The organism is Asanoa sp. NPDC049573 (assembly GCF_040676615.1).
Taxonomy (GTDB): Bacteria; Actinomycetota; Actinomycetes; order Mycobacteriales; family Micromonosporaceae; genus Asanoa.
Genome location: NZ_JBFAPI010000001.1, coordinates 246,496 through 265,447, shown reverse-complemented (window position 1 = coordinate 265,447; position 18,952 = coordinate 246,496). Strand labels below are relative to the sequence as shown.

Below are 18,952 nucleotides of genomic sequence, written 5' to 3'. Positions count from 1 at the left end.
AAAATGCACCCGTCACGACTAATCTCCGTCGCGATTTGCCGACGAACGGAGCTATCCACGTTGCGCGTTTTTCGGGACACGCCAATGATTCCTAACTCACCGTAAGATCCGACTTTCGCACGTAAGGCGCGACGTCGTCCTCGTAGTCGCAGTCATCCCGCGATATCTCCGCCACCTCGAACCCCACGCGGTGGAAGCGGACCGGCTTGCCGAGCTCTTCTGCAATAAGAATCTCCGCGAGCACGCCATCGCTTATCGGGCCAAAGACCCACACCTCGTCAGCGAGCCTGATCAGGTTGTTGTTAGCGGTTATGACCTCTGACTTCTCGGACAAACCGTGAAACGCGAAGTCAAAGTTCATCGCGGGATTCAAGGGCACCCTCTGGCCATCAAGAACGTACTTCGTGACAAAAACCCGATAGCAAAAGCTGTGCTTCGAAAGAGCGGTATATACTGTCGGCCATTCGTCGCGCAGCTTGAGTGCGTTGTGGTGAAAGCCCGAATCCACGAAGCTCTCAGCTTGCATAGGCGTCGGAGACTGGAAGATGGGAAGCTCGGCTAGCACCGAGACTCTGTCGGAGACAGACAATGTGCCCTCTTTGAAAATCGCAAGTTGATCGACCACGGCACCGCCGGCGCGCTCAACCAGTCGACGTGCGGCGCGCATCGTGCTGCCCGTCGTCACCACGTCATCGACGATCCACACGCGCATTTCGCGCAACCTCTCAGCGTCTGCAGCGTCGAGACAGAGGCCCTCTCTCGTCCTCGACGTAAACGCTTGGACGGGTTCGGTCATGGCTGCGTCCATGTACTGCTTGTCGGCCTTCCGGAGTACAATATAAGGCCGGTCAATCAGCCGGGCGACCTCGTGGGCGAGTGGAATGGCCTTCGACTCGGGCGCGACGATCATGTCACAGGGCCCCGCCGCGCGCTTAGCAAGGGCACGGGCTGCGGTTTCGCACAACTCGATGTCTCCGTGAAGCTGAACGTAGGCGATCCGTGTCCTGGAGTTCAGTTCGCGGATCGGCAGGCGTCGCCGCAACTCACCGATTCCAACTTCATATGAATCCAACCTTCATCTCCTGTCTAGGCACCCAAGTCAGGGCTCGTCATTAGTCTGAGCCGGTTCCAGCCGATCCGTGTCGAACTGGTAGTCGGTCCAGCCGAGCCGAGGCTCGCTCGGATTGGCGGGCTCGCCCATTCCGTACTTGAGCCCGATCGCGTCGTACCCAAGCAGCTGGAGGACCGTTAACAGCTGACTGGCAGTGTGGCCGACCCAGCAACAAACTACGATTGTGCGGTCCGTGGGAATCCTTGCAATGTTCTCGTCAGTCAAGGCTTCCTTGATCCAGATGTTGACGGCGCCGTGGATATGGCCGCGCGCGAACGCCTCAGGAGTGCGGTTGTCGAGAAGAAACACCGATTCGGGCCGAGCCTCAAGCAAATCCTGGAGCTCGGGGGCCGTCAGGTAGTTGAGGTTCTGCGGGATGCGCGACAGGAAGCTGCGACAGGCCGCCAACAGGCCTTCGTCTGGTCGAGTCACGATATCTCCTCTAAACGAGGTCGAGCAAATGACCAAGCTTCGTCTTCTTGCTGGAAAGGTAGGCGCGCGTACGTGCCGTTGGATTGACTTCAAGAGGCACCCGCTGCACCGAGAAACCCTCCTCAGCGAAGGCGCGCAGCTTGTGCGGGTTATTTGTCATCAACAGAAGCTCCGAGTGCACCCCCAAAGCCCGAACAATTTGCGCGGCGTCTTCGTAGGTGCGCGCGTCCGGCGCGAACCCGCGGTCCGTATAGGCTGTTACCGTATCTGCTCCCGCGTTCATCTGGGCAATCCCGGTGACCTTCTCGTACAGCCCCAGCCCCCTTCCCTCCTGATCCAGGTAGATGTAGATGCCTCGGCCTTGTCTGGCGATGTAGCTCAAGGCCAATCCGATCTGCTCAGCGCAGTCGCAGACGTCGCCCAGCAGTGCGGTGCTTGTGATACAACTCGACTGGACTCGAAGCGTTACGGGATCCGCAGTAGCCAGTTCTCCTGTCCACATGGCAGTGTGTACATCGTCTGTGCCTCCGCGGAACGCGGCGAGGCTGAACTCGCCGAATCGCGTGTGAAACCGAGCCGTCGGAGATGCGTCCACGTCAGGGACCCTTCTTGACTTCGTCGTGGAGGTCAGACAGAAAGCTGCACAGGGCATCGGTTCTCGTGGATCCGGAACTGCTTAGCACGAATGGAAGAACTCCCTGGTGGCTCCGCGACCATGCTTGGGCCGCAGTCGTGCTTATGTCGAACTGAACTGTGTACCACGTACGCATGTGCACACCAAGCTGGTGTTGTAACCGATGGAGTAGCATTGTGGTGTCAGGGTCGGAATGGCTGTATCCAACAAATAGTGCCGTGCGCGTGGCCAGAATGGCCGTGAGTTGCTGGTGTAGGACCGGCTGTTTCAGCGGGTGATTGTCGTAATCGCGACGGGTGACTACCAGCCCCTCCGGCCGGTTGATGTCCCCTCGTAGCTTGATCAGTTGTGCACCGGCCCCGTTCCAGTAAGGAAGGTCTGAATCCGAGATCATCGTTTGCGCGGGCACCGTCGCATTGAAGTACGCACGTTCGATTAGTTCATCGTAATTCGTGGTAACAAGCACTCCCCTAGGCAAGAGCCTGGGTAGGTATTCGTGGGTTGTTGTCGGCAGAGGAAGTGGCCCGGCGAGCTCTTGTCGCAGATGACGAACTAGCGCGTTTCTGCCATGCGACGCTTCGAATTCGGCCGCTATCTCTAACAGTTGTTCCCCGAATCCGGGACCTGGGACGGGCACGGCTCGGCCGATATCGACGGCGAGCGGACCAATAAGGTCGGCCCAGCCGGGCAGTCCGGCGCCTGCCGACATGCCGGCTCCGACGAACAGGACCAAGTTGTTCTGCTTGATCTCGGCCGCCATGCGCTTAAGGATCACGTCTTTTGTCACGACGCCTCCTCCGCCCATGGGCCGGATGCTCAGGCGTCATCTTATAGGTCGTCATCGCTTGATCACATGCTTCGACACACCTGCCTTTTGACTTGCCGCTCCGGGGACGTCTGCACAGACTCGCCGGCAACAGGTCAATGTCGAATCGTCGACCGGGGCTGATCAGGCGCCAGGGAGGCGGGGGCCGGCGGCGCGCTGGGCGGCCATCCATTCCTCGACCTGGGCCGACGAGCGGGGCAGCCCTTCTGACATCACCCGGGTGCCGGTCGCGGTGACCAGGACGTCGTCTTCGATGCGGACGCCGATACCGCGCAGCTCAGCCGGCACCAGTTCGTCCTCCGCCTGGAAGTAGAGGCCCGGCTCCACGGTGAGCACGTAGTTCTCGGCCACCACGCCGTCGCGGTAGTTTTCCTTGCGGGCGTTCGAGCAGTCGTGCACGTCGATGCCGAGCATGTGGCCGAAGCTGTGCAGCGTCCAGCGGCGGTAGATCGTCGATTCCTTGTCCATCGCCTCGTCGACGCTGACCGGGAGCACACCCAGGTCGGCCAGGCCCTCGGCCAGCACCCGCATGCAGGTCAGGTGGATGTCTTCGAACTTGACGCCCGGCTTGATGAAGTCGATGCCGGCCTGCTGCGAGCGGTACACGATGTCGTAGACATCGCGCTGCAACGCGCTGAACGACCCCGAGACGGGGACCGTCCGGGTCACGTCAGCCGTGTAGAGGTTGCGGTTCTCCACGCCCATGTCCATCAGCAGCAGCTCGCCGGGCACCGTCACGCCGTCGTTGCGGACCCAGTGCAGCGTGGTGGCGTGCCGGCCGGCGCCGACGATCGAGCTGTAGCCCACGTCGTTGCCCTCGTACCGGGCCCGCAGCCCGAAGACGCCCTCGATCAGGCGCTCCCGCACCCCGCGGTCGGCCGGCAGGATCCGGGCGACGTCCTCGAAACCGCGCACCGTCGCGTCGATCGCGTCCTGCAGCTGCTCGATCTCCCACGGGTCCTTGACCAGCTTCAGCTCCGAGATCGCGGTCGCCAGCTCCTGATCGCGCGTACGCCCGTCTCGTGCCTTTTGATCCTTCTCGTCCCGTTCTGTCCACGGTCGGACGGCCGCGTCGACCTCCGGGTCGAAGCCGCGCAACACCCGGGTGCGGCGCGGTGCGCAGTCGCCCAGCACCCGCTCCAGGTCGGTCAACACCGTCGTCTCGACACCCAGCTCGGCCGACTTCTCGGTCAGCGTCGCCCGGCGGCCGACCCACAGCTCACCGTCGCGGCTGCGGAAGAAATCGTCGGTCTCCCGCGAGTTACGGGGCTTCGTGTAGAGCACCGCGTCGTGGCCGTCGCCGACCGGGTGGAAGACCAGCACGCTGTCGGGGTCGAGGTCGCCGGTCAGGTAGGCGAAGTCGCTGCCCGCGCGGAACGGGTATTCCGTGTCGTTGGCCCGGGTCTTCTCACGCCCGGTCGGGATGATCAACGTCTCACCGGGGAACTGCGCCGACAGCGCGGCCCGGCGCTCGGCATAGCGCGGCGTGCCCGGCGACGGCTGGACGGCGAGCGAGTCTTCGGCCCAGCCGGTGCGCATGAACTCGAGGAACTTGGCCGGGAAGGCTGGGTCGTGCGCCTCGACCTTCGCGGTGCTCTCGCTCATGACCGGCTCGGTCGGTTCCCCACCCACAGCCGCCGCAGACTCACCCATCACGCCTCCCCATTGATCGCGCTCCAGCAGACAAGCTACCTCGCCACGCCAGCCCAATCCGATGGGAGGCGGCCGGCCACTGGGCGACCCATGAAAAGATGGCCGCCATGTGCGGAATCCTGGCCTTCTTCAGCGCGCACGGGGCGGCCGGCGCCCACCGCGACGCGATCGCCGGCGCGTTGGAGTGCCTACACCACCGTGGCCCTGACGAGACCGGCGTCGAGGTCATCGGCAACGACGCGGTGTTCGCCCACAAGCGGCTGTCGATCATCGACGTGGCGTTCAGCCACGAGCCGCTGCCCTATGCGGGCGGGCGCTACCTGCTGACCTTCAACGGCGAGATCTACAACTACATCGAGCTGCGTGAGGAGCTGGCCCGCGACTACGGCGCCACCTTCGCCACCCAGGGTGACGGCGAGGTGATCGCCGCCGGCTATCACTTCTGGGGCGAGAAGGTGCTCACCCGCCTGCGCGGCATGTTCGCGTTCGTGATCTGGGACCGCCAGGAGCGGCGGGCGTTCGCCGCCCGCGACTACTTCGGCATCAAGCCGCTGCACTTCCTGCAGACGGTCGACGGGATCTACCTCGCCTCCGAGAAGAAGGCGCTGCTCCCCTTCGCCCCCGCCGCGCACGCCGGCGACGCGGGCGTCGACACCGCCAACCTGTCGCACTACCTGACCCTGCAGTACGTGCCCGAGCCCGGCACGCTCCACCAGGGCATCTCCCGGATCGGCTCGGGCGAGTACCTGACCTGGACGCCCGGCTACCAGCCCGAGATCCGCCGCTGGTACCGCCCGGTCTTCACCCCGGCGCCGGTCTCCGACCAGGAGCGGGTGTTCACCGAGATCCGCGAGACGCTCCGCGAGAGCGTGCGCCTGCACATGCGCTCCGACGTGCCGGTCGGCGCGTTCCTGTCCAGCGGCATCGACAGCACCGCGGTGGTCGCGCTCTCCAGAGAGTTCAACCCCAACATCCTGACCTTCACCGTCGGGTACGACGTACCCGGCTACTCCGAGATCGAGGTCGCCCAGGACTCGGCGCGGCACCTCGAGGTGACCACGATCCCGACCAAGATCGGGCCGCAGGACATGATGGAGGCCCTGCCCCGGATCATCTGGCACCTCGACGACCCGGTGGCGGACCCGGCCCTGGTGCCGCTCTACTTCGTGGCCCGCAAGGCCGCCGAACACGTCACGGTGGTCCTGTCCGGCGAGGGCGCCGACGAGTTCTTCGGCGGCTACACGATCTACCGCGAGCCGCTGTCCCTCAACGCGGTCAACTCCCTGCCCGACCCGATGCAGAAGGGCCTGCGGGCCGTCTCCAAGGTCATCCCGCAGGGCGTGAAGGGCAAGAGCTTCCTGGAACGGGGCACGACGCCGATCGAGGAGCGCTACTACGGCAACGCCCGGATGTTCACCGAGGAAGAGAAGCAGAGCCTGCTCCGCCGGTACGACCCGTCGGTGCGCTACACGGACGTCACCGCGCCGTTCTACGCCGAGGCGGCGGAGTTGGACGACGTCACGAAGATGCAATACATCGACCTCTACACCTGGCTGCGTGGCGACATCCTGGTCAAGGCCGACCGCATCTCGATGGCCCACTCGCTGGAGGTGCGCGTCCCGTTCCTGGACCGCGAGGTCTTCGACGTGGCCGCCCGCCTGCCGGTCGACCTGAAGCTCCCGCCGCGCTCCGACGCGACGAAATGGGCGATGCGCCAGGCCCTGCAGGGCGTCGTCCCGCCGGCGATCGTCAACCGCAAGAAACTGGGCTTCCCGACCCCGACAAGGGTCTGGCTGGCCGGCGAGATGTACGAGTGGGCCCGCCACATCATCGCCACCTCGGGCGCCGGCGACCTGATCGACCTCAACTACGCGCTACGCCTGCTGGACGAACACAAGAAGGGCGACGTCGACTACAGCCGCAAGGTCTGGACGGTCCTGGTCTTCTGCATCTGGCACGCCATCTACGTGGCCCGCACCCTGGACCCGGGCATCCAGCGCAACCAGTCGGCCCTGCTGACCAAGCCGGTCGTCGGCTCGATGGTGGCCTGATCGACCGGACCCGCGGAGGCACACAACGCGTTGAGTGAATGCGATCAACATCTACTGTGGCCGATAACATGGCGGCATGGCGGGCCGGAGCGGGAGTGGCACCGGCGGGTTGAGTGACCTGCCCCGGCCGCCGGTCGCGCCCGTGCTCTGGCTCGCCTTCGCGATCCTGGCCGTCATCTCGTTCGGCTGCGGGCTGATCGGGCTCGAGCAATACCTCCGGGAGAATCCCGACCTCGGCTACAGCGGCCAGCCGCTCGACGTCCTCTACTACGCGCTGCAACTGTTCGTGCTCGGCTCGCCGCCCCTCGACGCGGGCGGGCCGTTCCCGACGATCCTCGACTTCGCCCGGTTCGCGGCGCCCACCGTCACCGCGTACGCCCTGATCGAAGCCTCTCGCCTGCTCTTCGCCGCGGAGATCAAGCGGCTCAAGGCGCGCACGGCCCGCGGCCATGTCATCGTCGTCGGCGACACCCTGGTCGCCACCACGCTGGCGCGGCGGCTGCGGCAGGCCGGCCGTCAGGTGGTGACCGTGCCGAGCCGGGTCGCCGAGACCGGGCCGGCGCCGCGGGTCGCCGGCGCCGCGCGCGACCCCGACATCCTGCGGGCCGCCAGCGTCGGGCGGGCCAAGGCGGTCTACGCCTGCACCGATGACAGCGCCGCCAACACCGCGATCGCGCTGGCCGCCGCCCGGCCGCGGCGCAACGGCGACACCCTGGCCGTGTACGCCCAGGTCGCCGACCCCGAAGTCTGCGCCGCCCTGCAGGCCCGGCTGCTCAGCGCGCCGACCCCGCGCGGCACCCGGCTCGACTTCTTCAACATCGACGACCTCGCCGCCCGCCACCTCGTGGCCCGCGAGCCGCTGGCGCTGCCCGGGGAGCGGCCGCCGACCATCGCCATCCTCGGCGCCACCGCGTTCGGCCGTGCCGTCCTGGTCGAACTGGCCCGCCAGTGGCGGATCCGCGACCCGGCGGCCCAGCCGCTGCCGATCGAGATCGTCGACCCGGAGGCGGCCGCCGCCGTGACCCACCTGACCGACCGCTACCCGTTCCTGACCAAGGTCTGCAAGATCACGCCGCATGACGTCGGCTTCGACCGGCTGCTGGCGACCCCGAGCGACGGGCCGGTGCCCGACCGGGTGTTCATCTGTTACGACGACGAGCAGCAGGCGCTCAAGGCGGCCCTGACCGCCGAGCAGGTGTGGCCGGGCGAGCCCGGCTCGGTGGTCGTCCGGCTCGACCGGCTGGCCAGCCTGCGCGAGGCGTTCGACGGCGGCGACCGGGTGCTCGACGAGCTGTCCGGCACGTTGCGGCTCTTCGGCGTCGTACACGCGGCATGTGATCCGGCCCTGATCGGTGACGACCTGGTCGAGCGGCTGGCCCGGGTGATCCACGAACGCTACGTGCTCGACCTCGTCCGCCGCGGCGCCCGGCCCGACGACAACCCGGCCCTGGTGCCCTGGCACGAGCTGCCCGACCGGCTGCGGGTGACCAACCGGGCGCAGGCCGACGACATCGGCCGCAAGCTGCGCGCGATCGGCTGCACGCTATCGCCCCGGGTCGGGCCGGGTCGCGAGCACACGCTGGACGACGACGAGGTCGAGCGGCTGGCCATCATGGAGCACGAGCGCTGGCGCACCGACCGGGCCGCCAACGGCTGGCGCTTCGCGGCCGTCCGCGACGACGAGCACAAGCTGCACCCCGCGATGGCCGGCTGGCCCGCACTCCACGACGAGATGCGCGACCGCAATCTCGACGAGATCCGGCAGTTGCCGGCTATTCTCGCGGATGCCGGCTTCCGCATAGTCCGGCTGCGGACGTAGGAGGAGGCATGCCCCGCATCGGGGTCACCGGGCACGTTCGGCTCGCGGCTGGCACCGCCGAGCTGGTCTACGCCAGCCTCACCGCAGCCCTCGCCGCACACGGGGACTCGCCGCCGCACGGTGTCACCTGCCTTGCCGACGGGGCCGACCAACTCTTCGCCCGGGCGGTCGCCGCGCTCGGCGGCACCTACGAGGTCGTGTTGCCGGCCGCCGACTACCGCAGCATGGTGGCCGACCCGAAAGCCTTCGACGACCTGCTGGGCAAGGCGATCCGGGTCGACTACCTGCCTTTTCCGGAGTCGGGGCCCGACGCCTACTTCGCCGCCAGCGCCGAGTTGCTCGGGCGGGTCGACCTGCTCATCGCGGTCTGGGACGGCGCACCGTCCGACGTGGTCAGCAGCACCGCCAACGTGGTGCGCGCCGCTCGGGCGCGTGGCCTGCCGGTGACCGTGCTCTGGCCCGAAGGTGCACGGCGCGGGTGACTTCTGTCAGTTGCCTGACAGGTTTGCCCCTTGTTCATGAAACCCGGTTCACCATGCGCCATGAACCTCAGTCCCCTGGTCATCGCGATCATCGTGGTCGCTGTCATCGCCGTGCTGGTCCTGTTCTGGGCGGTGCACACGTTCAACGTCCTGATCCGCCAGCGCAACCAGGTCCGTGCGTCCTGGGCGCAGATCGACGTGCAGCTCAAGCGCCGTCATGACCTGGTGCCAAACCTGGTCGAGACCGTCAAGGGGTACGCCGGCCACGAGCGCGCGACGCTCGAGGCGGTGGTGGCGGCGCGGGCCGGCGCGATGGCGGCCGGTGCGAGCCCGTCGGTCGAGCAGCGCTCCGCCGCGGAGGGCCTGCTGACGCAGAGCCTGGGCCGGTTGTTCGCGCTCGTCGAGGCCTACCCGGACCTCAAGGCCAGCCAGAACTTCCTGCACCTGCAGAGCGAGTTGGCCAACACCGAGGACAAGATCGCGTACGCCCGGCAGTTCTACAACACGGCCGTACAGACGCTCGACAACACCGCGCACTCGTTCCCGAGCATGTTCGTGGCCCCCATCGCCGGGATCAAGCCGGCCGGCTACTTCCAGGCCTCGGGCGCCGAGCAGGCCCCGGTTCAGGTCCGTTTCTGACCTCCATGTCGCTCACCATCGCCATCGCCGTCGCCGTCCTGGCGACGGCGGCCTGGGCCGGCCTCTACGGCCTGATCCTGCTGTTCACCCGGTCGTCGCTCCCTTCGCCGGCGCCGGCCACCATGGACCTGGGCCCCGAGCCGCCGGCCGTGGTCAACCTGCTCGCCAACCGCTGGGGCCGGCCTGACGAGGACGCCGCCGAGGCGACCCTGCTCGACCTGGCCGGCCGGCGCTACTACGAGATCCGGCAGGCGTCCGACGACCCGGTGCACAGCACCATCCACGTCAACCCCCAGCCGCCGGCCGGCCCCGACCTGCTGCCCTTCGAGCAGCGCCTGCTGTCGCGCATCCGGGCCGCCGCGGTCGGCGGCGTGGTCCCACTGACCGCGCTCACGTTCCGCGACGCCGGCCAGGCCAAGGGTTGGGCCCGCCGGTTCAACGCCGAGGTGGTCGCGCACGCCCGCCGCCTGGGCCTGTCCCGGCGCCGGATCAGCAAGGCCCAGGTGACGCTGCTGACCACCGCTTCCATCGCGCCGGCGCTGTCGCTCGCGTTCGCGCTCGCCCTCCAGATCGAGCGCAGCGCCGCGCCGGAGGACAAGGGCGGCGGCTATGGCTCGATGTTCGCGGTCGTTCCCATCCTGATCTCGGTGTTCGGCTATTTCTCGGGCCGCTACCGCGGTGAGCGCTCCACCCCCGCGGGTCGCGAGGCCGCCGCCCGCTGGCTCGGCGTCCGCGACTGGTTGGCCGGCCACGACGCGTTCGCCGACCTGCCGCCCGCAGCGGTGATGGTCTGGGACCGCTACCTGGGGTACGGCGCCGCCGTGCACGTCGCGCACGCCGCCACCGCGGCCCTCGACCTCGGGATGGGCTCGAAGTACCTGGTCTGGTCCTCCTACGGCGGCTCCTGGCGCCGGGTCAAGGTGCGCTACCCGCGCTTCTTCGACCGCTACGGCCAAGCGACCGGCACCCTGGTCAAGGGCGGCGTGTGGCGGCTCGCGCTGGGCTTCGGCCTGGCGCTCGTCAGCCGCACCCTGCCCGACGCGGTGCCGGACAAGGTCGGCGCCCTGAACAGCAGTTGGGCCGGCGAAGACATCTCGACCTTCACCTCGCCGACCCGCCTCGGCGCCGCGCTGCTGGCCACCCTGCTGATCGTCTGGGGCCTCTACCGGATCATCCGCGCCGCCGTCGATCACTACACCCCGGTGGAGATCACCGGCGAGGTGCTCTGGGTCTCGGTATGGAAGACCGCCTCGCAGGGCGAAGACCGCCCGTCCATCCCGTGGCTGCACCACCTGGCCGTCGACGACGGCACGACCGACCGCACGGTGGCCTGGGGCCTGCCCTCGGAGTGGTCGAGCCGCTCGTCACCGGGCGACCTGGTGCGGATCTCGGTGCGCCGGTGGACCCGCCGGGTGACCGAGATCAAGGTCCTGCGCGAGGGCGGCGGACACGCCCTGCACCGCGGGTTCGACACGGAGGACAACACGGAGAACCTGGTCGCGGAGGCGCTGGGCGAGGGCAGGAAGGCGCCGGTCGCGCTGCGCACCCAGGTCGCCACCGCGGTCCTCACCGCGGACGAGGTCGCGCGTGCGGTTGGCGCCCCGATCCAGGTCCGCGACATCGGCCCCATCAACGGCCTGTACGAGACCCTGGACGGCAAGCCGGTAGCGATGATCCAGATGCAACGCGGCCCGATGGCGAAGCTGTGGTGGGCGGCGGCGAAGCGTGGCACACCGTTGCCGGGCCTGGGCGACGAGGCCTATCTGAGCGAGTCGGGCGCGGCCATCCGCCGCGGCGACGCGGTCGTCATCCTGGTGCTGCACCGCAGCGGCCGCGCGGCCGCACCCCACCTGCCGTGGCTGATGGGCCAGGTCGCCACCCGACTCTGACCAAACACCCGCCGCCCGCGCCCGCCTCTCGGCGGGACGAATCCGCGGGCGCGGCCCGGACCACTCCCTGTCAACGGCCTGGAGCGACGGGTGGACGGCTGACGTGAGCCGCGCGCCCCGGGGGGAGGGTGCGCACACGGCGTACATGCCAAAGCGTGTGGCGACATGTTTTGGCATGTAGGCGCCGAGAGACACCTACCCCCGCAGCGACGTGCCGGTGAAGACGGACACCGTGCGGGCCGGCACGGTGAAGATGCCGGTTGCCGGGTCGAAGGCCGACTGGAGGAGGCGTTCGTCGGCGCCGGCGCGTTGGTGCGGGTGCAGGGCGAAGGCGCCGCCGCGCAGGCGGGGGATCTTCTGCGTGACGGTGGCCGGTACGGCGTTGAAGACGACCACCAGGTCTTCCACGCCGGACAGGCGCATCGTCACCACGCCTGGGGTTTCGGCCGGGCCGGACAGCGGGAACGAGACCCGGTCCTGCACCTCTACGGCCGTGTCCAGGCCGAACAGCGGTGAGTCGCGGCGGATGCGCAGCAGTTCGAGATAGCGCTCGACCGTCCACTCGATCACGTCCGGCGAAGGGATCAGCGACGGGTCCGCCAGCAGCGGGGCCGCGAAGGGCCACTTGTCGTGGTTGTCCCACGCAGGCGGTAGGCCCAGGCCGAAACCGTTGCCCTCGGACGGGTCCCAGCGGATCGCGTTGAACCAGTCGCCCGAGTCGAAGGAGTTGCGGTCCAGGGACTTCGAGCGCAGGCGCTCGGAGCCCGCCGCCAGGAAGCCCATGCCCTGGCCCAGCACCGTGAAGGACAGGGCCAGCAACTGCATGCGGGCCCGGTCCAGGGAAGACAGGGACGGCGGGAGCTTGAAGGCGAGCGTGTCGAACAGGATCTCGTTGTCGTGGGCATCCACATAGGACACGCACTCCCCCGGCGACGCGCAGTAGCCGGCGGGTGAGCCGTTGTAATAGAACGTTCCGCCGGAGACCTGCACGCCGCTGCTGGCCACGAAATGGTAGGCGGACAGGTTTCCGGTCAGGCCGATCTTGATCAGGTCCTGCTGGAAGAGCAGGCGGGCCCGCTGGTGCTCCGGGAGGCCGTTGACACCGTCGCCGTTGGGGTCGGTGAACAGGCCCGTCGCGTACCCCTGTGCTCGGGGGTTGGTCTCGAACGCCTGGCCGCCGCGGACCGCGTCGCGCATGCGGTCGTTGAAGGTGCCGATTCCGGTGCCGGCGAGTTGATGCTGGCTGGCCTGGACGAAACGTTGGTTGCCGGCCACCTCGCCGAAGTCCCAGCCCTCTCCGTAGATCAGCACCGCCCGGCCGTCGACGCCGTCGTGCTGTGGGGTCAGGCGGTCGAGCGCCGCGCGTACGGCGAGGATGTTGGCTTTCGGATGGTGGCCCATCAGATCGAAGCGGAAGCCGTCGACCTTGTAGTCCACCGCCCAGCGCAGCACCGAGTCGACCACCAGTTTGCCCATCATCGCGTGCTCCGGCGCGGTGTTGGCGCAGCAGGTCGAGTCGGCGACGCGGCCGTCGGCGAGCAGGCGGTGGTAGTAGCCGGGCACGATCCGGTCGAGCACCGCGTGATGGTTGACCCCGCCGGCGACCGTGTGGTTGTAGACCACGTCCATCACCACGCGTAGGCCCGCGCCGTTGAGCGCGGCGACCATCTCGCGGAACTCGGTGATCCGTTGCGGCCCGTCGGGGTCCGTCGAGTAGCTGCCCTCTGGCACCGAGTAGTGCAGCGGGTCGTAACCCCAGTTGTAGCCGTCGCGGTCGCGGACCTCGGCGATCCGGTCCTGCTGGTCGGCCGAGTCCGGGGGCAGCGCCGCGAGGTCACCGGCCGGCACCGCCTGGTCGGCGCGGATCTCCGGCACGGTCGCGAAGTCGAAGGCGGGCAGCAGGTGCAGGTGGGTGACGCCGGCGTCGGCGAGGCGTCGCAGGTGTCGCATGCCGGCGCTGTTCGGGGTGGCGAACGCCGCGAACGTGCCGCGTCTGGGCTCCGGCACGGTCTGGTCGTAGATCGAGAAGTCGCGGACCGAGACCTCGTAGACCTGGGCCCGCGCCGGGGTCACCGCGCGCGGCTTGCGCAGCGCCGACCAGTCGGCCGGGATCAGCAGGGGGTCGAGCAGGTTGGCGACGACGCTGTGGGTGGAATTGGCGGTCAGAGCGACGGAGTACGGGTCGGTGACGCTCATCGTCTCGATGCGCTGGGTCGCCGGGTGGTAGACCTCGACCCGGAAGCGGTAGCGCCGGCCCGTCCAGCCCCAGTCGCCGTCGACCCGCCAGACGCCGGTGTGGTCGTCGCGCCACATGCCGAGCACCTCGGGGTCGGCGCCGGTGCCGCCCGGTGGCCACCACTCCAGGGCGACCCAGTGGGCCGTCGGCGCCCAGACGGAGATCGTGACACCGCCGTCGTCGTGGAAGCGGCAGCCGAGGTCGGCGTGCACCGCGTCGGCGTACACGTCGTCGAGGACGCCTGGCAGTTGTGCCCCGGTCGCGACCAACAGCCAGCCGCCCTCGTCGCGCGCGGTGACCACGACCTGGCCGCGCAGCGCCGTCTTGATCGTGTCGACGTCGGCCTCGACGGTGAACGCGGTGTGGTCGGCGAGGTGCGGCCATGCCGCGCGCTGCTGGGTGCTCAGCCCGCCGGGCCGGACCCGCAGCGGCACGGTCTCGTGCGGCCCGGTGAGCGCGCCGTCGATGATCTCCAGCGCGGCGTCCGGCGACCAGACCAGGTCACAGCGGCGGTCGCCGACCGGCCCCTCGAAGCGCCAGACGAGCGTGGACCGGTCGATCCAATAGGCCCGCTGCCGGGTCAGATCCATCCGAAGATCCTCTCACCCGCGGGGCCCCTCAGGCCGCGTGGATGACCGTGCAGATGGCCGGTCCCTCGGCGGTGGTGCGGACCAGGTAGACGTAGCGCTCCCCCGGCACCGAGCGCCCCTGGCTGTCGAGGAACTCCCATTCGACGGTGACCAGCGCCAGCGCCGCGCTCAGTCGCTGGACGTCGTCGATCCCGGCGTGCGCCGCGATCAACTCGCGCTCCTGATAGTCGGGCGCGGCACCGATGAAGGAGAGCGCGACCGAGGCAGGAGAGGAGAAGGTGAACGTGTACGCGTCGGCCACCACGCTGCCCGGCAGCGCGTAACAGCCGGCCAGCGCGGCCACGTCGCCCGTGGTCAGGGCCGAGCCGTAGCGGTCGAAGAAGTCGGACAGGACGTCAAGGTCGGTCTTGGCGTTCACGGACCGATAAGTTGCCGGTACGACGCCCGCGCAAACCCGCCACGCCTGGCAGAGTGGTCAGCATGACCACCGCCGTCGACCTGCGCGCGCCGCTGGTCCGCTACGCGAGACGGCTGCACGCCGCCGCCGGCGACCACCATCACGTGGCCTCCCCGCTCGGTGCGTGGCTGCTCGCCGCCCTCTGCGCTCCCCCGGCCGCCACCGTCGGCGGCGACGTCGCCCGGGAGCTGGAGGACGCGCTCGGCGTCGACCTGATCAGCGCCCGCGAGGTGGCGACGGCGCTGCTCGACGACCCGCACCCCGCGGTGCTCTCGGCCGGCGCGCTCTGGCTGGCCGGTCCGCCGATTCCCGCCGTCGACGAGTGGATCGCCGAGCTGCCGGCGTCGGTCGAGACGGGCCCACTGCCGTCACAGTCCGAGGCCGACGCGTGGGCCGACGAGCACACGCTCGGCCTGATCAAGAAGCTGCCGCTCGAGATCAACCCCGAGACGCTGTTGCTGCTGGTGACCGCGCTGGCGACCCGGGTCTCCTGGGCGTGGCCGTTCACGCTGGCCCCGGCGGCCCGGCTCGGCGCGGCGTCGCCGTGGCTCGGCGCGGTCGAGCAGGTGCTGGAGACCCCTTCGCACGGCCACGAGACGTTCGTCGCCCGGGTGCCCGCGATCGGCGACGTGGCGGTGCACACCGGCTACGCCACCGAGGGGCTGCGGGTCACGTCGGTGATCGCACCGTCCGGCACGGCGCCCGTCGACGTGATCGCCGCCGCGTACGAGCTCGCGGTCGCCTCGGCCACCCGGGGCACGGTCGACCGGCGTTCGCTCTTCGACCTGCCGCTCGGCGAGGGTCCGCTGTGGACGATCACCGAGGAGCAGGTGCGGACGGCGGCACCGCGCGGCCGCGAAGAGGTGCACCGGGCGGTGCTGCCGGCCTGGTCGGTTTTCAGCCGGCACGACCTCAACCGCCCCGACCTCGGCATCCCGGCCGCGGCGACGGCGGCCAAGCACGCGCTGGGCATCCCCGACGGCTGGCACGAGGCGTCACAGGTGGCGATGGCCCGCTACACCCGCCTCGGCTTCGAGGCGGCGGCCGTCTCGGCGATGATGGCCGGGGTCAGCATGCCGATCCCGCAGGACGGGCTGCGGCGGACGGCGGAGTTGCGGTTCGGGCATCCCTACGCGGTGGTCGCGGTCGCCGACCGCCCCTGGCGCGACGGCTGGCAACCCGACACCGCCGAGGGCGCGGCATGGATGAGCCTGCCGGTCTTCTCGGCCTGGGTCGCCGAACCCGCCGAGGCGCATTAGACCGCTGCAACTGGACCAACAATCGCCTGCTCCCAATAGGCCGCGGCTGTCCACAGCTAGTGCGCTCCATCCACAGAACTCCACTAACACGAATCACTCGACGGCATTGGACTAATTAACGATTCCGAGGTCACGCAGAAGCGTTATCTCATCTCGCCATTCCTTGAATACAGCGCGCATCTCAATCAGACTAATGGACGAGGCTGGCCTTCAGATGCGGCCGGCGGCCATGTCCATCAGGCGGGCCAGGACGCGGCCGCGGGAGGCGGCGCTGCCGTCGTGTTCGTACTCGTTGGTGACCCAGACCCTGGTGTTGCCGACCGCGCGCGCCGTCTCCAGCGACAGGTCGGCGTCGACGTACATGTCGTCGAAGTAGACGACCGCGGCCAGTGGGACCTCGTTGGCCGCCAGCCGGGCCGGGTCGTAGAGGTCGGGCCAGTCGTCGGTCGCCAGCAGGTCGGCGGCCCCGGCGAACGGGCGCAGCGCGGCGATGTCGCGGAACATCCAGGGGTACATCATCTCGCCGGTCAGCAGCAGCGGGGTGGCGTCGGTGGCGAACTCCGGACGGGTGCGGATCGCGCGGTCGGCGGCCCAGCCCGTCGGCCGCCCGGACTGGCCGTAGCAGTATTCCTGCAACGCGAACAGCGGGTTGTCGATGAACCCGGTGCGGGCCATCACCTCGTGCCGGAACAGGTCCGACAGCTCGTCGCCGTGCCAGGCGTCGTCGAGCAGCCAGTGCACGCGCTCGTAGCCGTCGCCCATCCCGAACGCGTTGCCCAGCACCCGGAACCGGTCGACGGTGAGCCGGTCGCCGTCGGGCAGCCGCACGTCGGACGACGCGAGCACGTCGGCCAGGAGCCGGATCGCGGCGACGTCGTCGGGATAGCGCGCGTAGTACCCGGCGTTCTTCGCCGCCACCCGCGGGTAGGTGCGCGAGTAGACGTCGTCGGCCGTTGCCGAGAGCCCGGGCAGCCCGCCGGTGACGTAGCAGGCCCGCAACGCGGCCGGTGCGAGACTGAGGTAGGTCAGCGTGACGAAACCGCCATAGCTCTGGCCGAGCGTCTCCCACCGCACGTCGCCGAGCAGCCGGCGCCGGATCAGTTCCGCGTCCCGGACGATGCTGTCGGCCCGGAACAGGCGCAGGTAGTCGGCCAGCGCGCGGTCGGTCATGCCGGCGACCGTGCGCGCGCTGATCGGCGTGCTGCGGCCGGTGCCGCGCTGGTCGAGCAGCAGCAGCCGGTGGGTCTTCAGTGCCCGGCCGAGCCACCGCTCGTCGGGCGCCGACGGCCGGGGTGACTTGCCGCCCGGGCCGCCCTGCAGGAACAGCAGCCAGGGGAGGTCGTCGCCGGCCCGGTCGGTGGCCACCACCTCGCGGGCGAAGACCTCGATCGTCGTGCCGGCCGGGTCGGCGTGGTCGAGCGGGACGGTGAACGTGTGGTCGGTCAGCACCAGGCCGGGTACGCGCGTCACGGTATCTCCACGGCGATCTCGTCGCCCAGTTCGGCGCCGCCCTCGAGGCGCAACTCGTCGCCGCTCCAGAACCGGCCGGGGTCGTACCAGTTGGGGCGCTTCCCGCCGGGCAGCAGGCCCATCGCCTCGTAGGTGACCGCGACGACCTCGGCGCAGTAGGCGGTCTCCAGCCGGGCGTCGCGCTCCGGGCCGGCGATCTGCTTGTCGCCGGCGAAGAAGCCGGTGCGCAGGTCGGGCGCCCGGCCACGGGCCCAGCGCCAGGCCAGCCGGGCCGTCGACGGGAAGGGTGTGCCGTCGAGCCGGGCGACCGTGCGCAGCACCGCGTTCTCCATGTCGGCCGTGACCGGCGTACGCAACTGGCGCAGCCAGGCCCGCTGCCCGTAGCGGCGGCCCCAGAGCAGCACCGCGGCCCGCAGGTCGTGCAGCTGGACGCCGCGCTGGAAGCCGCCGGTCCAGTGGTCGCGAAGCGATTTCCCCAGCTCGGCGTGCCACATCAGGGCCGGCAGGTCTTCGATCACCACCGACATGCCGACGTGGTTGACCGGGCTGTTGGTGGCGATGCGGATCGCGCGGTCGGGCACGGAGCTGCCGCGGAACAGCCACACGTCGCCCGTACGCGCGAGCTCCACCGCCGCATCGAGGGTGATGGCCATCCCGCTACCCTATGTGGAATGCGGTGGTGGAAGGTGCTGGGCGTGGCCGGGCTGGTCGGAGTCGCGGCGACCGGTGTGGTGCTGGCGCGGGCCGAACGCAAGCGGCGGGCCTACACGCCCGACGAGGTCCGCGAGCGGCTGCGACAGAGGCTCGCGGAGACCGAGGTCAGCTGACCGCCGGCACGCCTTCGAGGTCGTCGGCCAGGTCGCCCTCGTCGACGGCACCCTTGCGCTTGAGGGCGATCGGGTCGCAGACCACCGTCACGCGGTAGGACAGCGCGACGTTGGAGAGGATCTCGCCCCGGATCCACAGGCAGACGCCGACGCCGTCTTCACCCTCGGGGTGCTCGTAGAACTCGACCTCGGGGCTGCTGAGCGCGCCGAGCAGGCCCTGTGTGCCGCGCTCGGTGAGCGCGACCTGGAGCACGCCGGCCGTGACCTGCACCTCGACGCTGTCCAGCTGGTCGCCGTCGTACCAGTGGGTGTCGGGCAGGAACAGCCGGGTGTCGACCTGCCGGCGGGAGTATTCGCCGCCCATCCGGCCGGTCTCCGGGTCGGGCTCGTCGCCGATCCAGGCCACGCCGACATAGTCGGTGCGCAGTCGCCGGTCTTCGGTCTCGAAGTCCGTCACCAGGACGTCGATGCGCGGCTGGGCCTGAAGATGCACGTCGGTCACGGGCCGCACGATATCACCGGCCCCGGGTTGACCGGAAAACAAGACGGACGTACGGTTTAAATGAATGCGGTTAGC

16 protein-coding genes and 1 pseudogene are annotated in these 18,952 nt (G+C 69.3%); 7 read left to right on the top strand and 10 right to left on the bottom strand.

The features are described from left to right. Window positions 1–91 precede the first annotated feature (91 nt). The 5 genes from AB0J74_RS01220 to AB0J74_RS01200 form a co-directional block, all read right to left on the bottom strand. Window positions 92–1,072, bottom strand: a complete 981-nt coding sequence (locus tag AB0J74_RS01220; RefSeq protein WP_363442995.1) for a phosphoribosyltransferase family protein — start codon at window positions 1,070–1,072, stop codon at window positions 92–94. Between the two features lie 27 nt (window positions 1,073–1,099). Beyond that, window positions 1,100–1,543: a rhodanese-like domain-containing protein gene (locus AB0J74_RS01215; RefSeq protein WP_363442993.1), complete on the bottom strand. Its 444-nt coding sequence runs from the start codon at window positions 1,541–1,543 to the stop codon at window positions 1,100–1,102. 10 nt (window positions 1,544–1,553) lie between these two features. Then, on the bottom strand, window positions 1,554–2,195 hold the full coding sequence (locus AB0J74_RS01210; RefSeq protein WP_363442991.1) for a GTP cyclohydrolase II: 642 nt from the start codon (window positions 2,193–2,195) through the stop codon (window positions 1,554–1,556). Further along, window positions 2,140–2,964, bottom strand: coding sequence for an SIR2 family protein (locus AB0J74_RS01205; protein WP_363442989.1), 825 nt, complete (start codon window positions 2,962–2,964; stop codon window positions 2,140–2,142). Before AB0J74_RS01205 ends, AB0J74_RS01210 begins: the two co-directional genes overlap by 56 nt. A gap of 162 nt (window positions 2,965–3,126) precedes the next feature. Beyond that, window positions 3,127–4,608, bottom strand: a complete 1,482-nt coding sequence (locus AB0J74_RS01200) for an aminopeptidase P family protein (RefSeq protein ID WP_363442987.1) — start codon at window positions 4,606–4,608, stop codon at window positions 3,127–3,129. Between the two features lie 155 nt (window positions 4,609–4,763). Between AB0J74_RS01200 and asnB the strand changes: the two genes are divergently transcribed. From asnB to AB0J74_RS01175, 5 genes are all read left to right on the top strand, one after another. Next, on the top strand, window positions 4,764–6,707 hold the full coding sequence (asnB, locus tag AB0J74_RS01195) for an asparagine synthase (glutamine-hydrolyzing) (protein WP_363442985.1): 1,944 nt from the start codon (window positions 4,764–4,766) through the stop codon (window positions 6,705–6,707). A gap of 76 nt (window positions 6,708–6,783) precedes the next feature. Beyond that, window positions 6,784–8,526 (top strand): RyR domain-containing protein, encoded by a 1,743-nt coding sequence (locus tag AB0J74_RS01190; protein WP_363442983.1) that lies wholly within the window; start codon window positions 6,784–6,786, stop codon window positions 8,524–8,526. 8 nt (window positions 8,527–8,534) lie between these two features. Then, on the top strand, window positions 8,535–9,008 hold the full coding sequence (locus AB0J74_RS01185; protein ID WP_363442981.1) for a hypothetical protein: 474 nt from the start codon (window positions 8,535–8,537) through the stop codon (window positions 9,006–9,008). A gap of 60 nt (window positions 9,009–9,068) precedes the next feature. After that, window positions 9,069–9,647 (top strand): LemA family protein, encoded by a 579-nt coding sequence (locus AB0J74_RS01180; protein WP_363442979.1) that lies wholly within the window; start codon window positions 9,069–9,071, stop codon window positions 9,645–9,647. Between the two features lie 5 nt (window positions 9,648–9,652). Continuing rightward, a complete protein-coding gene (locus AB0J74_RS01175) occupies window positions 9,653–11,536 on the top strand; it encodes a hypothetical protein (RefSeq protein WP_363442977.1) in 1,884 nt (627 codons plus the stop codon). A 195-nt stretch (window positions 11,537–11,731) separates the two neighbouring features. On the opposite strand, the pseudogene pulA reads toward AB0J74_RS01175, so the two are convergent. Both pulA and AB0J74_RS01165 read right to left on the bottom strand, forming a co-directional pair. Then, window positions 11,732–14,362, bottom strand: a pseudogene (gene pulA, locus AB0J74_RS01170) (pullulanase-type alpha-1,6-glucosidase); the annotation flags it as partial. Between the two features lie 28 nt (window positions 14,363–14,390). After that, a complete protein-coding gene (locus AB0J74_RS01165; RefSeq protein ID WP_363442975.1) occupies window positions 14,391–14,780 on the bottom strand; it encodes a hypothetical protein in 390 nt (129 codons plus the stop codon). Window positions 14,781–14,842: 62 nt separating this feature from the next. On the opposite strand from AB0J74_RS01165, the gene AB0J74_RS01160 reads away from it, so the two are divergent. Continuing rightward, window positions 14,843–16,078: a hypothetical protein gene (locus AB0J74_RS01160; protein ID WP_363442973.1), complete on the top strand. Its 1,236-nt coding sequence runs from the start codon at window positions 14,843–14,845 to the stop codon at window positions 16,076–16,078. A 210-nt stretch (window positions 16,079–16,288) separates the two neighbouring features. Here AB0J74_RS01160 and AB0J74_RS01155 read toward each other — a convergent pair whose 3' ends face one another. Further along, on the bottom strand, window positions 16,289–17,548 hold the full coding sequence (locus tag AB0J74_RS01155; protein ID WP_363442971.1) for an alpha/beta fold hydrolase: 1,260 nt from the start codon (window positions 17,546–17,548) through the stop codon (window positions 16,289–16,291). Beyond that, complete coding sequence (locus AB0J74_RS01150; RefSeq protein WP_363442969.1) at window positions 17,545–18,201, bottom strand: hypothetical protein; 657 nt, start codon at window positions 18,199–18,201, stop codon at window positions 17,545–17,547. Before AB0J74_RS01150 ends, AB0J74_RS01155 begins: the two co-directional genes overlap by 4 nt. An 18-nt stretch (window positions 18,202–18,219) precedes the next feature. On the opposite strand from AB0J74_RS01150, the gene AB0J74_RS01145 reads away from it, so the two are divergent. Then, the gene (locus AB0J74_RS01145; RefSeq protein WP_363442967.1) at window positions 18,220–18,375 is read left to right on the top strand and encodes a hypothetical protein; all 156 of its coding nucleotides are present in this window, start codon (window positions 18,220–18,222) and stop codon (window positions 18,373–18,375) included. Here the strand turns inward: AB0J74_RS01145 and AB0J74_RS01140 are convergent. Further along, complete coding sequence (locus tag AB0J74_RS01140) at window positions 18,368–18,877, bottom strand: hypothetical protein (protein ID WP_363442965.1); 510 nt, start codon at window positions 18,875–18,877, stop codon at window positions 18,368–18,370. The genes AB0J74_RS01145 and AB0J74_RS01140 overlap by 8 nt on opposite strands. Between the last annotated feature and the right edge of the window lie 75 nt (window positions 18,878–18,952).

Coding starts and splice junctions, on each gene's coding strand:
- AB0J74_RS01210 (WP_363442991.1), bottom strand. CDS start 2,195: ATGCCCTGTGCAGCTTTCTGTCTGACCTCCACGACGAAGTCAAGAAGG.
- AB0J74_RS01200 (WP_363442987.1), bottom strand. CDS start 4,608: ATGAGCGAGAGCACCGCGAAGGTCGAGGCGCACGACCCAGCCTTCCCG.
- asnB (WP_363442985.1), top strand. CDS start 4,764: ATGTGCGGAATCCTGGCCTTCTTCAGCGCGCACGGGGCGGCCGGCGCC.
- AB0J74_RS01190 (WP_363442983.1), top strand. CDS start 6,784: ATGGCGGGCCGGAGCGGGAGTGGCACCGGCGGGTTGAGTGACCTGCCC.
- AB0J74_RS01185 (WP_363442981.1), top strand. CDS start 8,535: ATGCCCCGCATCGGGGTCACCGGGCACGTTCGGCTCGCGGCTGGCACC.
- AB0J74_RS01180 (WP_363442979.1), top strand. CDS start 9,069: ATGAACCTCAGTCCCCTGGTCATCGCGATCATCGTGGTCGCTGTCATC.
- AB0J74_RS01175 (WP_363442977.1), top strand. CDS start 9,653: ATGTCGCTCACCATCGCCATCGCCGTCGCCGTCCTGGCGACGGCGGCC.
- AB0J74_RS01160 (WP_363442973.1), top strand. CDS start 14,843: ATGACCACCGCCGTCGACCTGCGCGCGCCGCTGGTCCGCTACGCGAGA.
- AB0J74_RS01150 (WP_363442969.1), bottom strand. CDS start 18,201: ATGGCCATCACCCTCGATGCGGCGGTGGAGCTCGCGCGTACGGGCGAC.
- AB0J74_RS01145 (WP_363442967.1), top strand. CDS start 18,220: ATGCGGTGGTGGAAGGTGCTGGGCGTGGCCGGGCTGGTCGGAGTCGCG.